At 64.1% G+C, this 14,839-nt stretch carries 10 protein-coding genes; 7 read left to right on the forward strand and 3 right to left on the reverse strand.

The genetic code is table 11. The annotated features are described in order from the left end of the window. Together GXY33_03360 and GXY33_03365 are read right to left on the reverse strand one after the other, a co-directional pair. Nucleotides 1-1,804: hypothetical protein (locus GXY33_03360; GenBank protein NLX04166.1), on the reverse strand; the 1,804-nt coding region annotated here is incomplete at its 3' end. Between the two features lie 383 nt (nucleotides 1,805-2,187). Continuing rightward, nucleotides 2,188-3,240: a (4Fe-4S)-binding protein gene (locus GXY33_03365; GenBank protein NLX04167.1), complete on the reverse strand. Its 1,053-nt coding sequence runs from the start codon at nucleotides 3,238-3,240 to the stop codon at nucleotides 2,188-2,190. Between the two features lie 106 nt (nucleotides 3,241-3,346). Between GXY33_03365 and GXY33_03370 the strand changes: the two genes are divergently transcribed. From GXY33_03370 to GXY33_03380, 3 genes are all read left to right on the forward strand, one after another. After that, nucleotides 3,347-4,117: an IclR family transcriptional regulator gene (locus GXY33_03370; GenBank protein NLX04168.1), complete on the forward strand. Its 771-nt coding sequence runs from the start codon at nucleotides 3,347-3,349 to the stop codon at nucleotides 4,115-4,117. Nucleotides 4,118-4,134: 17 nt separating this feature from the next. Beyond that, a complete protein-coding gene (locus GXY33_03375; protein NLX04169.1) occupies nucleotides 4,135-5,616 on the forward strand; it encodes a glycoside hydrolase family 32 protein in 1,482 nt (493 codons plus the stop codon). A gap of 105 nt (nucleotides 5,617-5,721) precedes the next feature. Then, complete coding sequence (locus tag GXY33_03380; protein NLX04170.1) at nucleotides 5,722-6,672, forward strand: dihydrodipicolinate synthase family protein; 951 nt, start codon at nucleotides 5,722-5,724, stop codon at nucleotides 6,670-6,672. A gap of 109 nt (nucleotides 6,673-6,781) precedes the next feature. Here the strand turns inward: GXY33_03380 and GXY33_03385 are convergent, their stop codons facing one another. Continuing rightward, on the reverse strand, nucleotides 6,782-8,590 hold the full coding sequence (locus tag GXY33_03385; GenBank protein ID NLX04171.1) for a mucoidy inhibitor MuiA family protein: 1,809 nt from the start codon (nucleotides 8,588-8,590) through the stop codon (nucleotides 6,782-6,784). Nucleotides 8,591-8,763: 173 nt separating this feature from the next. On the opposite strand from GXY33_03385, the gene GXY33_03390 reads away from it, so the two are divergent. The 4 genes from GXY33_03390 to GXY33_03405 all read left to right on the forward strand — a co-directional run. Next, a complete protein-coding gene (locus GXY33_03390; protein ID NLX04172.1) occupies nucleotides 8,764-9,456 on the forward strand; it encodes a response regulator transcription factor in 693 nt (230 codons plus the stop codon). Nucleotides 9,457-9,460: 4 nt separating this feature from the next. Continuing rightward, nucleotides 9,461-11,425, forward strand: coding sequence for a HAMP domain-containing histidine kinase (locus tag GXY33_03395; protein NLX04173.1), 1,965 nt, complete (start codon nucleotides 9,461-9,463; stop codon nucleotides 11,423-11,425). A 121-nt stretch (nucleotides 11,426-11,546) separates the two neighbouring features. Beyond that, nucleotides 11,547-13,808, forward strand: coding sequence for a VWA domain-containing protein (locus GXY33_03400; protein ID NLX04174.1), 2,262 nt, complete (start codon nucleotides 11,547-11,549; stop codon nucleotides 13,806-13,808). Nucleotides 13,809-13,865: 57 nt separating this feature from the next. Beyond that, a partial coding sequence (locus GXY33_03405; GenBank protein NLX04175.1) for a VWA domain-containing protein occupies nucleotides 13,866-14,839 on the forward strand: 974 nt, incomplete at its 3' end.

The following is a 14,839-nucleotide window of genomic DNA, read 5'->3' on the forward strand; positions in this document are numbered from 1 at the left end:
CGCTGATCGTCACGAGAACGTCCCGGACTCCCATACCGTTGTAGAAGCCGTCAATGCTCGAGACCGTGTGCTGGATGATCGAGGTGTGCGATCCCTCCGCCGCCGCGTCATCGACGGCCGTCACCGTTACCGTCTGCGGCGTGCTCCAATTGCCCGTGGTGAAGGTCCGGCTGACCGCCACGCCCGCGCCGCCGCCCAGGTTCACCTGCCCGTCCGGGATCACGCTGACCACCACGCTGGCCACCGGCGGAGTGGTCAGCACGATCGTATAGGTGTCCGAGGTCGGCCCGTTCTCACTGACCGCCGTCGAACCGTCGCTTTCCGCGATCGTCACGCCGGCCGTGTCGTTGTCGGCGATCGTCACCGCCACGTCGGCGATCGCCGCCCCGTGGTAGACCGGATCGACGCTGGCCGCCGAATGACGGATCGTCCCGCTGTGCTGCCCCTCCGCGACCGTATCATCCACCGCCGTTACCGTCACCGTCTGCGGCGTCGACCAGTTAACCATGGTGAAGGTCAGCGTCGTCGTCGCCCCGGTATTGACTCGGGTCTGGTCATCGGCGGTCACCGTCACCGTCACGCTGGCGATCGGCGCCGCCGTCAGCACCACTGTGTACGTATCCGAACTGGGTGCGGTCTCGCTGACCACGGTCGAACTGCCCGACTCGCTGATCTGGATCGTCCCACCGCTGTCGTTGTCCGCGATCGTCGCCACCACGCTGCGTACGCCCAAGCCGTTGTACGCCGGATCCGTGCTGGCGACGGTGTGGCCGATCAGGCCGGTGTGCGAACCTTCCACCGCGGCGTCATCGACCGCGGTCACCGTCACCTCCTGAGGCACGGACCAGTTGAGCGGCGTGAACGTCAGGATCGCCGTCGCTCCGCCGTTCACCGTCGTCTGGCCGTCCGCCGCCGTTACCGTCACCGTCACCTCAGCCACGGGCGGCGCCGTCAACACCACCTCGTAGCTGTCCGACGTCGGGCCCGCCTCGCTGACTTCCGTCGAGCCGTCGCTCTCGGTGATGGCGACGCCCGCTTCGTCATTGTCCGTCACCGTCGCGATCACGTCGCGGATGGCGATGCCGCTGTAAACCGGGTCCATGCTCGATGCCGAGTGGCGGATGGTCGAAGTATGCTCCCCTTCCACCCACGGATCGTTCACCGCGGTCACCGTCACCGTCTGAGCCGTGCCCCAGTTGGCCGTCGTGAAGGTCCGGGTCACCGCCACGCCCGCGCCGCTGCCCAGGTTGACCTCGCCGTCCGGATCGATCGTCACCGTCACGTCGGCCGTCGGTTCGGAGGTCAGCACCACCGTATACGTGTCCGAGGTCGGCCCCTGCTCGTTCACTCCCGTCGAGCCCGCGCTCTCGGTAATCGTCACGCCGGCCGTGTCGTCGTCCGTGATGTGCGCCGTCACCACGGCTGAGTAGCCGTTGTACCCGTTGTCGCCGCTGGTCGCGATCAGGTTGATCAGAACGCTGTGCTCCCCCTCCGCCACGTCGTCATCGACCGCGGTCACCGTCACCGTCTGGGCCACGTTGTAGTTGCCCGTGGTGAAGGTCAGGGTCTTCATGACGCCCGGCCCCTCGCCGATATCGATCTGATCGCTCTCGGGGTAAATCCGCACCGTCACATTCGAACTCGGACCCGTTTCAAGAACCACCTCGAATGAGTCGGATGTGGGACCGGCCTCCGAGACGCTCGTGGAACCATCGGTCTCGGTGATGATCAGCCGGTCAAGCGCCGCCGCCTGACCCGTCCAGAACAGCACCACTGCCAACACCACCGGAAAATGCGAACGCAACGCCCCCCTTCTCCAGCCACCCCAGTTCATACCAGCCATTCCGGGCATTCGCGTCTGCATTGGTCGTCAGCCTACTTTCTCGCTCAGGCTTCCTTCCGACCCTCCATCCCAGGCCACGCCACCGGTTCATGTCGGCGCAAAACGATACACCGTTGTCCTAGAATTCATCGGCCCGTTCCACCGCTCACATAAGATAGATAGATGAGTGCCCCTGCCAGCACACCCCTTGCCACCCGCACGTCCTATAATCAACTCATCTTCAGACGCTCGCACCGCCGCCGGGAATCCATCGAACGCGGCGTGTCGAACCCTTCTCACCGTCCCACGGCAGCCGCTTCTGGCTTCTCACTCTGAATTCTGACCACTGAATTCTCAATTCCTCTTCACTTCCCATGCCACCACGGCGTCTTCTTACGGAACTTCTCGTGGAACTTGTTCTCCAGCCGCCCTTTCTGCTCCAGGTGCACCATGCACGCCCGCATACACCCTCGCCCGTTGCACATCGCTGGGTAGTACGAGTTCGGCGGCACCATCGGGTAGTGCTCGCGGACCCGCTTGAGCACCTCGAACGCCTCGGCAATGGTCACTTTCTTCTCGCCCTTCATGATCTTCTCGCCGTCCGGAATATCCTTCAGGGCGTCCGGCGGCAGGAACGGATTGACCTCGCTCAACCCGCTGGCGTAGGCCATCCAGCACTGCCCCTCATCCAGACGCGACCACTCCAACTCGCGCCCAGCCACCGTCACCTTGACCGTCTCGGTCGCGCTGAGCGCGCCGGGACATTCCTTCACGCACGCCATGCAGCGGTCGCAGATCGGCGGACCGTCATAGATCGGATCGGCCACCAGCGGGGCGTCGGTCAGGCAGAACGCGAACCGCTGACGGGGCCCGAACTGCGGCGTCAGGAAGATCTTGCTGAACCCGATCTCGCCCAGCCCGCTCAGGTACGCAGCGATCCGAAAGTGGAACTGAACGTCCGGCGCGGGCAGGTCGGGCTTGACCGGCCGGGTGTGCGAGACGCGGCCAAACCAGCCGCCGTCGCCGATCTTCTTGTCGCCGGCCAGACCATCGCCCTGGAACGAAATGCACGACCACGGCCCGGTATCGCCGCAGTTGCGAATCCCCGCCGCCTCGTAACCCAAGTCCTCCAGATAGATCATCAGCCCCCGAAGCGCCATCGGGGCCGCGACCTCATTGATGTTGGCGTACCCCAGGGCTGGGTACTGCCAGAAATGGGTGCCCTCCTCCGCCCCGCGATAGACGCCCCGCGGAATCCGGAAAGCCAGTGTTATCAACGCCTTAGCGTCAGGAAAGATGTACCGCGGATCCCACTGTTTCGGAGCCCCCTCAAAGCGATCGAGGCTGGCGATCCCCACCAGATCCGCCCCCGCGCCCCGAGCGGCATCCTTGACCTTCATCGTCAGTTCAGCGTCCATTTCGGCGTCTCCAAGAGGTTTTTTGGAATTTATCTTGTCTTATGTGGCAATATATGCTACATAAGTATAGATAACGTATCAAACGCGGTTCTGGGAGTCAAGGGAAATGGCGGTGGCGGAAGGCCCAAAGCAGATTCAGTCCGTCGAGCGGGCTCTGGAAATCATGGAGCTGCTCGCCAGCTATCCCGAGGGCCTGAAACTGGGGCGGGTCTGCCAGAGCCTGGGGCTGAACCTCTCGACGGGCAGGAACCTGATGCGGACGCTCGAGGCGCGAGGCATGGTCGTCCACGCCGGCAAGGGCCGGCCGTACCTGCTGGGCCCGCGACTTCACCAGCTCTCCCGCAAGTGGATCGACTACCGCCGGCGCGGGGCCACCGCCCGCGACGCCGCCGCCAGGCTTTCCCGCGACATCGGCGAGTACGTGCTCCTGGCTGAACTACGCGGCACCTACACCGTCGCCCTGGTCGAAATCCAGTCCGATCAGCCGCTGAAGGTCGACTTCGGCGAAGGCGTCTACACCGCCCTGCACAAGATGGCCACGGGAAAGGTATTCCTGGCATTCTCACCGCCGGACGTTCGCCAGGAGCTCATCGAAGCCCTCAAACGCCTCGGCGACGCGGACCTCAGCGAGTGGGTGGATGTCGAACACCTCGAACAGGAACTGGAGCAGGTCCGAACCCAGGGCTACGCGGTCAACCTCCAGCCGCAACTGGGAATCGGCTCGATGGCTGCGCCGATACGCGACGCCCACGGCCTGGTCATCGCCGCGATGGGCCTGTCCGCCCCGCTGGTGCGGTTCGACCCGGCGCGGCGAGACGAAGTGCTGGCCAAACTCCGGCAAGCGTGTCAGGAAATCGAAGGAATCTGGAACGGCTGAGGCAGGAAGGGAACACCATGGGCGGCCAAACCGCAATCGAGGTCGGCAACCGCAAGCAGCTCTTCATCGATCGACGGTTCATCGAACGGGAGCACGGCATCACGCTCCGGGTCAATCCGCCGGTGAAGGCCGAGACCATAGCCCTTCGGCCGGAAAAACCCTGGGAGGTCATGCGGACCGGCGATTACACCACGGTGATCGAGGACGGCGGGGTCTACCGGATGTGGTACGACGCCTTCGTCGGGCTTGATCGCTATCAGGAAGTCCCGCGGGCCCTCGCCTACGCCGAGAGCACCGACGGGATCGAATGGAAACGGGTCAACGTCAACCTCTTCGACTGGAGGGGCCACAGAGAGAATAACATCGTGATGCCCGGAGGCGACGGCTGTGTCATGCGCGACCCCAACGGCAAACCGGACGAGCGCTATAAGGCGGTCGTCGCGATCTTCGCCAATTCGTTGTGGCCCGAGTCGCAGGGCGCCCACTGGGACCTCTCGGGCGGAGCCGTCTACCTATGCACCAGCCCGGATGGAATCCGCTGGAAACGAGTGGACCAGCCCGCCTCGCCCATGTTCCACGATTCCCAGAACAACCTGCTGTGGGACGACCGCATCGGACGCTATGTCGCCTACCTCCGCACGCACGAGCGGGGCCGGACGGTGGGACGCATCGAGCTCGATGATCCCACGCAAACCCCATGGCCCTTCCGCAAACCGCCGGCCGACGTCAAACCCAACGAGCATGGCCTCTACCTCTGCGCCACTCACGGCGAGTACGATATCGCCCTGGCCACCGACGAAATGGACCCGCCGGACACCGACGTCCAGACCTGCCCCATCGTCAAATACCCGTGGGCCCAGGACGTCTACCTCGGCCTCTGCGCGCTCTACCGCCACTATTCGGAGACTCAGCCGGGGGTCTTCCGCAACGACGGCCCCAACGACATTCACCTGGTCGTCAGCCGCGACGGCGCGACCTGGACCCGGCCGCAGCGAAAGGCCTACATCGGCCTGGGCCCGCTGGGCGGTTGGGACGCCGGATGCGCCTGGCCCATCCTCGGCATGATCCGCCGCGGCGACGAAATCCTGCAATACTACAGCGGCACCAGCCACACCCACGGCGACTACACCCCGGAAACGGTCGGTCAGGGCGGCGTCCGCGCGGTCAGGCAGCGCCTCGACGGCTTCGTCTCCGCCGACGCCGACTATCACGGCGGCGCGCTGGTCACGCCGCTGCTCCGCTTCGACGGCTCGAAACTGGTGCTGAACGTCGATGCCGGCGCGACCGGCTTCCTCAAGGTCGAAATCCTGGACGAAGCCGACCGGCCGATCGAAGGTTTCTCCCTCAAGGACGCCGTCGAGATCGACCGCAACCAGATCGCCGCCGAGGCGGCCTGGTCCTCCGGCAAGAACGTCGGCCAACTCGCCGGCCGACCGGTGCGGCTGCGGTTCTCCGGCCGCGGATTCCGCCTCTTCGCGTTCCAGTTCGAGCAATCCTGAGCAATTGTGCAAATCCCACGGACAACGTTTGACAACCCGACCGCCCCTCGCTAAGCTGTCATGACAGTTTGCGACGAGGCGACATTTTTGAGCAAGGAGTAAAGCATGGCGCGGTTGACAGCCAAAAAGCTGCACGGAATCTGGGCGGGCGTAACCATGTGCTGGGACGAGCAGTTCCGGTTCGACGAGGAAACCTACGCCAGGAACGTCCAGCGGTGCATCGCCGCCAAGGTCGCCGGCGTCTACACCACGGGCAGCACCGGCGAGTTCTACGCCATCCGCTTCGACGAATTCAAGCGGATGGTCGATATCGTCTCGGACCTCTGCGGCAAGGCCAGAATGCCCCTTCAGATCGGCTGCTGCGCCGATGTGACCTTCAAGACGATCGAGCTGATGGAATACGCCGCCGGCAAGAAGGCCGTCGGAGCCGCCCAGGTCAACATCCCCTACTGGATGGAGCTCGACGACCGCCAGATGCTTGGCTTCTTCAAGGATATCAACGCCGCCTGTCCGGACCTGCCCATCGTCCACTACAACATTCCGCGGGCCAAGCGATTCCTCCTCGGCGGCGACTACCGAAAAGTGATGGAGGTCTGCCCGAGCCTGATCGGCGTCAAGTTCACCTTCGCCGGAACCCACTTCGGCCAACTGCAGGACGCCATGATGGCCACGCCCGATCTCTCCTACTTCGTGGCCGAGAACCTGCTCGTTTCGGCCATGCAGCTCGGGGCCCGCGGCTCGTGCAGTTCGCTCGTGGCGACCAACCCGAAATGGACGCTCAAGATGTACGAGCTCGCCTCACAGCGCAAGTGGGATCAGGCCATCCGCATGCAGCAGCACGCCTCCAGGTTCTTCAACGAGCTCGCGGCCCTCATCGAGGAACGCGGCGAAGGCACCATCGATCCGGTCTTCGACAAGGGCCTGGCCGTGGCCTCCGGATGCCTCCTGGGCCACCAGCGATGCCGAGCGCCCTATACCGGCTGGAGCGACGAGACCGTCAAGATCGTCCGCAAGTGGCTCCAGAAAAATCACCCGGAGTTCCTCTTTCCGGGGTAAAATTGATGCAATCGGGGCTGGCGATAGGAGGGGGCTGCACCACACGGTGCAGCCCTTCTCCATTTTTCCGCAACCGCACTCATAAAAACCCGTTCGCCGTCCCGCGCCGCTACTGCGGCACATTCACCGGACGCGGCTGGACGACCATGTTCCGGTCATACTCCATGGTATAGCTGTACGTCACGACGGTAGCGTTCTCGCCCGTCGAGTTGGCCGGCAGTTCCAGGTCCCACCGCAACACGCCCTTGTCCCTGCCCGTCCGCTGATACTCCCGGTCGCCGCTGAGCTCCGGACCGGTCGAAACCAGCTCAACCTTGATCGTCGAATCCGCCTCGGTATAGGGAATTCGATCCAGCAGCCGCAGCTTGACCGGCTGACCCTTGTAGCTGGCCACCGTGATCCGGTAGTCGTACGTGTCGATCTTGTTGCCGCCCTGCACGCGGGTGGTCTTCTTGACCAACTCGCGCGACGCCTGCACCTGCGAGTCGATGCCGAACCCCGCGGTGAACCGCTCGCCCGTGGTCACCAGCGCCACCTGCCCGCGACCGGCGAACTCGCCGTTGCGGAACATCGAAGCCGGACCGGGCAGCAGCACCGTCTCGCTCTGGTTGAGCAAATCGGCCTGGAGATAGACGTAATCGGTCAGGATCGGCGTCGCCACGAGCGTGAACTCCGCCGGCGCGCTCACCGCGGCGATCGTCACAAGCTGCTGATCCGACCGGCTGGGCAGGCTCAGCCGTCCGGGCAGCCTATAGCTCACGCTCACCCCTTCGACCTGGGCCGTCTCCTCGAGCTGCTGCTGAATGCGCTTCAACTGATAGCCATCCACGTTCAACTCCAGAAGCTGATTGCCCATCGCGATGGCGTTCAGGTCGCTCTCAGCCATTTTGCCCTTGCCCGATTGGGTCTTGCGCGACATCTGAAGCTGACGCGCGTTCTCACCAACATCGCCGCCCAGCCCGGGCACGCCGGGAGCGGCCTGCTGGTTTGGCTCCGCCTGCTGCGGCATCTGGACCGAACTCAGCATCACGTGCAGCGGGTCCAGCGTCGGCGGCGAAGCCACCATGAACGGCTCAGCCGTCGAGAGGCTCAACGCCACGCCCTTCCAGTCCTCGCCGCTGGTCTGATTGACCACCGCGTTGTACTCCACCAGCACGCCGCCCGCCGCCGGATCGCCGCGAAGGTTGTACTGCGGCTGCCAGTTCGCCTCGTTGACCAGGTAGTGCAGCCGCACCTGGGCCGCCGCCTTCTCGTCGGCCGAGATGAACAGCACCGCCTGACGCTCCGTCCGGCCCTGACCGCCCGCCAGTTCCTCGCGCTTCCGCTGAAGGAACCCCAGCTCCTTCTCCAGGTCAGCCTTCGCGTCCTCCAGGCGGACGTTGTTCTGGTGCCACTGAACCGATTTGCCTTCGAGATAATCCGCGATCTTTCGCACCATATCCGCCTGAACGATCGAACGATTCAAATCCACGTTCGTGGCGTCGACCGCCCACTTGCCCAGAGCCATGTAGAAGTTGAACACGTTCTCCGAATTCTGCCGGTCACGATCCGCGTGGTAGATGTCCCGCTGCACCTTGGCGATATGCTCGTCCACCTGCCGAATCTCCTCGCGAACGTCCTGCCGCACCGCGTGCTCGCGATACCGAACCGACAGCACGGTGGCCGTCCCCGAGCCCTGGGCGAACAGGCTCTCCGGCACGATCCGCACCGGCAGACCAGTGACCACAAACTCGTTGTAGCCCGGCTGCAACTCAAGCTCGATCGTCCGCGTGACCAGCGTCTGCCCGCGATACACCGTCACCTCGGTCACCTGGCCCTGGAGACTCGGTACGTCGGCCGCGTCCTGCGCCTGCGCCATCGCGGGAATCCCCAACACCAGAAAGATCACAACCGCCTGCTGCAACACCGAACCGGTCATGGTCGACTCCTTTCCGAAGCGGATGATACTTGACGCCCTCGCCACGCCTTCCATCATGCTGCGCCGCCGCTTGCGGCCAAAGTAAAATGGGTGTAAAATCACCGCTGCGGAATTTACATAGGTTTTACGAAGCGCAGCGGTCCGCCTATCCTATAATGAACACGGTGGCGCGTATGGAGCCGAAAACGACAATCCTGGTGGTCGAGGACGAACCGAAGATCCGCATCGGGCTTCGCGACTTTCTGGAGTTCCACGGATTCGACGTGGCTGAGGCGGTCGACGGCCTTGAAGCTCGACGGGCGACCGCCGAACGCCGCTTCGACCTGATCCTGCTCGACCTGATGCTGCCCAAGGTCAGCGGCGAGGAACTTTGTGCCGCCTGGCGGCGCGAGGGCCTCGTCACGCCCATCGTCATGGTCACCGCCAAGGGCCAACCAAAAGAACGCATCGACGGCCTCGACCTCGGCGCCGACGACTACGTCACCAAGCCCTTCTCCCTCGAAGAACTCCTGGCCCGGATCCGGGCCATCCTGCGGCGGGTCGATCCGTCGCGAACCGTCGGCCGCCGATTCCAATTCGGCGACCTCGAGGTGGACGCCGCCGACCTCAAGGCCTGGCGCGACGGCCAACCGATCGAACTCAGCGCCCGCGAAACCAAAATCATCCAGTATTTCACCGCCAATCCACACCGGGTCATCAGCCGGCCCGAACTCTACGAAAAGGTCTGGGGCGAACCCTACAGCGATCTCGGCACGCGAACCACCGATATGCACATTGCCAAGCTCCGCGGCAAGATCGAACGCGACCCAGCTCACCCGGAAATCATTCAAACGGTGCGCGGCGCCGGCTATCGGTACGGAGGGTAACGGCATGTACCGGCGGTTTGCGGTCTTGGCTGCGATCATCCTCGCCGCGGTGGCGGGCCTCAGCGGCCTCGGCTACCACGCCATCGACATGCGGGCCCGCGGTCTCGAAGGCGAGCGCCTCGGCGAGTTCGCCGCCGTCGCCGAACAGATCCGCCGCGACGTCAAGCGCAAGCTCGATGAGTTCATCCGCCGCGAGCAGAAACGCCCCTACACCGACTATCGCTACTACTACGTCCCCGAAAACGTCGCCACCGTCCAGCAGGAAATGCCGCTGCTGCGTTCGCCGCTGGGCGAGCGCCTCGAACACGGCCTGGCCTACGGATTCTTCCAGATCGAGCCGAACGGCGCCGTCGCCGGCCCTTATCCGCCCGCCGACCCGCAACAGACCATCAGGGACAAACGCCGCACCGAGATTGAGGCCCTGCTTGCCAACGTCGGGGCCAACCTCCTGCCCGCCCTCGGCCCCGAATCGGGCCAAGTCCAAACGGTGGACCAGCCACCGCTTCCACAACCCCAAGCCGAACCGCCGCGGGTGAATCATGACCAGCAAGAGCAGATCCAAACCCCGCCGCCGCAACCGCAAAAGTCAGCCGCCAAGGTCAACCGCGTAAGGCAGCAAAAACTTGAGGTCGGTACCCTCAACGAACGCAAACCCGCCCAGGTCTACACCCAACAGCGGGCCATCGCCGAAAGCAACGTCGAACCGTACCAACGAACAGACGTCCCATCACAGCATCTGGCAAAGGAACTACCGCTCGCCCAGATGCGGGACTCGCTTTCACTCCACGAAAACCAAGCCGGCGGTCCGGATGTGATCCCGAACCAGCCCGCTGACGCCGCCAAGCCGACCGACGTCGTCCAGGTGCGGGTCGAACCCTTCGTCCCGATCCTCACCTCCGGCGGCCCGACCGATAGCTGGCTCGGCGGACAGGTCTTCCTCGTCCGCCACGTCCAGATCGACTCGCGACACTTCGTCCAGGGCTTCCTGCTCAACGAGGCCAAACTCATCGAGGAAGTTCGCGAATCCGCCTCGCGCTTCGTCCGCGAAGGCATGCGGATCGACCTGGCCACCGAACCGGACCCAGCCGCCGCCTACGCCGCCGTCCTCGACTTTGGCTTCGGCGAACTGGCCGTCAACCTCGCCGAAAGCGACCCGGATCGCATCGCCCGACAAATCCGCCAGCTCCGATTCTGGTACCTCGGCATCGTCGCCGTCGCCGTCGCCGCCGTCTCGCTGGGCCTGACCGGCTTCTGGGCCGGCATCCGCCGACAGATGGACCTCTCGAAGAAGAAAGACAATTTCATCTCAGCCGTCTCGCACGAACTGCGAACGCCGCTGACCTCCATCCGCATGTACACCGAAATGCTGAAAAAGAACTGGGTCCGCTCGCAGGACAAACGCGACGAATACTACCGCAGCATGCACCAGGAAACCGAACGCCTCAGCCGCCTCGTCGAAAACGTCCTCGACTTCTCCCGCATCCAGCGCGGCCGCAAACGCTACGACTTCCGCCTCGGCGACCTCAACGAGTGCGTCAGCCGCGCCCTCGAAATGATGGCCCCGCAGGTCCGACAGGCTGGCTTTGTCCTACGACCGGATCTGACGGACATGGCAACCGTGGCCTTCGACCACGACGCCGTCACGCAGGTCGTCGTCAACCTCGTCGACAACGCCCTCAAGTACGCCCGCGACGCCCATGACAAAACCATCACCGTCCGAACGCGGCGAACAGACGGCTACGTCCTGATCGAAGTCGAGGACCGCGGACCCGGCGTCCCGCATCACCAGCGAAAGAAGGTCTTCGACGAGTTCTACCGCTGCGAAGACGAATCCCGCCGCGAAACCACCGGCGTCGGCCTGGGCCTCGCCCTCGTCAAACGACTCGCCGAAGCCCACCGCGGCTCCGTCGAAATCCTCCCCGCAAAACCCACCGGCGCCCTCATCCGAGTCGCCCTCGCCGCCGGGTAGTTCAAGACGCCACAGCGCACCCGCACGGCCTCCGGGTTTTACACGCAATTTACACATCAGAGCAACCGCTATCGCGTATATTGAGTGTGGAGACACGCGGGATACCGAAAGGAGACGCCACATGTCACGCCGAACGATCGCATGGGCTTGCATGGTTGCTGGAATGGTGCTTTCGGGTTTTGCGGGGCAAACGCAGGCACAGACGGCCAGGCCGCCGGTGTGGCGAGCCGACAACATCCTCGTGCCGCAGACCCGCCACGCTGTGGTCTCAGCCACCCAGCCGACACCATCCATCCGCGTCACCACCGTCGACGCCCGGATCGAAATCATCGACCAGGTCGCCGCGACCACGCTGACCTTGTCCCTCAAGAACGACAGCCCGCGACGCGAGGAGGCTGAACTGCTCGTCCCGATCCCCGCCGACGCCACCGTCCGCGGACTCGCCTTCCAGGGCCCAGCCCCCGAAGCCACCGTCGAAATCCTGCCCAGGGATGAAGCCCGGCGAATCTACGAAAGCCTCGTCGCCCAGATCCGCGATCCCGCCCTCCTCGAACTCGCCGGCCACAACCTGATCCGCTCCAGCGTCTTTCCCGTCGAACCGCACGGCGACCAGAAAATCCGACTGACCTACGAGCAGGTTCTCCAAGCCGAAGACAACCGCGTCGATTACCTCCTGCCGCGAAGCGAAGCCCTCGACTACCAGGTCCCTTGGACCATCGCCCTCACCATACGCTCCAAACGCCCCCTCTCGACCGCCTATTCGCCAAGCCACGACATCGAAATCAAATCGCAGAGCACCAACCACATCGAAGCCAAGCTCAGCGCCGAACGCCTTCAGCCCGGGCCGTTCCGCCTCTCATACCTGCTCGCCGACGGCGAAATCTCCGCCTCCATGCTCTGCTATCCGGACCCCAAAATCGGCGGCGGATACTTCCTCCTGCTCGCCGGCCTGCCCGCCTCCGTCCAACACCAAGCCGACAACCACGCCATCAAACGCGAAATCACCCTCGTCATCGACCGCTCCGGCAGCATGAACGGCTGCAAGATCGAACAGGTCAAAGAGGCGGCCCTCCAGATCATCAGCGGCCTGGCCGAAGGCGAACGCTTCAACCTTCTGACCTATCAGAACACCGTCGACGCCTTCGCCAAACAGGCGATCCCCAAAACCAGCGAGAACGAAGCCGCCGCACGCCGCTACATCGACGGCATCACCGCCATCGGCGGCACCAACATCCACGACGCCCTCATCGAGGCCCTTCGACCCGAACCCGCCGAGGGCATGCTGCCGATCGTCCTGTTCCTGACCGACGGTCTGCCCACCGTCGGAACCACCTCGGAACGCGCCATCCGCGAACTCGCCACCGCGGGCAATTCGCACCGCCGCCGCGTGTTCACCTTCGGCGTCGGAGTCGACGTCAACGCCCCGCTCCTCGAGGCCATCGCCGACCGCACCAGGGCCAGGTCCAGCTTCGTGTTGCCCAACCAAGACGTCGAAGTCCAGGTCGGCCGCGTCTTCCGCCAGCTCTGGGGACCGCTGCTCGCCGATACCACGCTCGACATCGTCAAACCCGACGGCGGCGAAGCCCTCGGCCGCACTCGCGACCTGCTGCCCGCCCAACCGCCGGACCTCTTCGCCGGCGATCAGCTCATTCTGCTCGGCAAATACATCGGCGATGAACCGGTCACCTTCCTGCTCGGCGGCAATGTGGCCGGCGAGTCCAAATCGTTCAAGTTCACCTTCGACTTCGACCACGCCACCACCCGCAACGGCTTCGTCCCGCGTCTCTGGGCCAGCCGAAAGATCGCCGAACTCATCGACGCCGTCCGCCAACTCGGAGCCGACAACCCGACCGCCTCCGATGACCCGAAGGTCAAGGAACTCGTCGACCAGATCGTCGCCCTCTCCACCGAGTTCGGCATCCTCACCGAGTACACCGCCTTCCTCGCCCGCGAAGGAACCGACCTGTACAGCGCGCCCGCCGTGACCGCCGAAGCGTTGGACAACCTCCAGCTCCGCGCGGTCCGCCAGCGGTCCGGGATGGGCGCGGTCAACCAGGAACTCAACCTCGCCCGCCAGAAGTCTCAGAAGACCCTCCGCTACGACAACGCCTTCATCGACCGGCAGCTCAACCGCGTCGCCGTCGCCGACGTCCAGCAGGTCAACGACGTCGCCCTCTACCGACGCGGCAAAAACTGGGTCGACAGCCGCGTCGCCGCCAAGGCCCAACAACCCCAACCGCAGCGGACCATCCGCTTTGCCTCAGACGAATTCTTCGACCTGGCCCAGCAACTCGCCGACGAGAACCGCCAGGGCGCCATCGCACTGCACGGCGATATCCTCCTCGAAATCGACGGCCAGACCGTCCTCGTCCAAGGCCCATAACACGATTCCACATACCAAATGATCACAGACAACCAAACACGAAATGGAGGCTCAACCATGCGTAAAACAATGACAACGACATGCATGCTGGCAATCGTCGCCGCGACAACACTGGTGCGCGGAGCCGAACCAACCACCCAAACCGAAACCAAACCGCCGCTGATCCAAATGGCCATCCTCCTCGACACCAGCGGCAGCATGAGCGGCCTCATCGAACAGGCCAAGTCACAGCTCTGGAGCATCGTCAACGAATTCGCCCTCGCCACACGCGACGGCAAAACCCCGCGGATCGAGGTCGCCCTCTACGAGTACGGCAAGAGCACCATCCCAGCCGCTGAAGGCCACATCCGCATGATCCTCCCCCTCACCACCGACCTCGACAAGGTCTCGGAAGAGCTCTTCGCCCTCACCACCAACGGCGGCGACGAATACTGCGGCCAGGTCATCCAGTCAGCCGTCCGCAGCCTTGCCTGGAGCAAAGCAACCAACGACCTGAAGGTCATCTTCATCGCCGGAAACGAACCCTTCACCCAGGGCCAGGTCGATTACCGCAAAGCCTGCCGCCAAGCCATCGCCAGAGGCATCGTGGTCAACACCATTCACTGCGGCACCGAGACCGAAGGCGAACACGGCAAGTGGAAGGACGGAGCCGCCCTCGCCGACGGCCGATTCATCAACATCGACCACAACCAAGCCGTGGTCCAGATCGACGCCCCACAGGACGTCGAAATCGCCCGACTCAACGAACAGCTCAACGACACCTACATCCCCTACGGCCCCGCCGGCGAACAAGGCAAAGGCCGCCAGATCACGCAGGACCGCAACGCCGCCGCCTACGGCCAAGCCAACGTCGCCCAACGCGTGGCCGCCAAAGCCTCAAAACAGTACGACAACGCCGCCTGGGACCTCGTCGACGCCGTCCGCGAAAGCGCGGTCGACCTCGAAAAGATCGTAACAACCGACCTGCCCGAAGCCATGCAAAACATGACCGCCGAACAGCGTCAGCAGTACGTCCGCGAAAAAACCGAACA

The organism is Phycisphaerae bacterium (assembly GCA_012729815.1).
Classification (GTDB): domain Bacteria; phylum Planctomycetota; class Phycisphaerae; order JAAYCJ01; family JAAYCJ01; genus JAAYCJ01.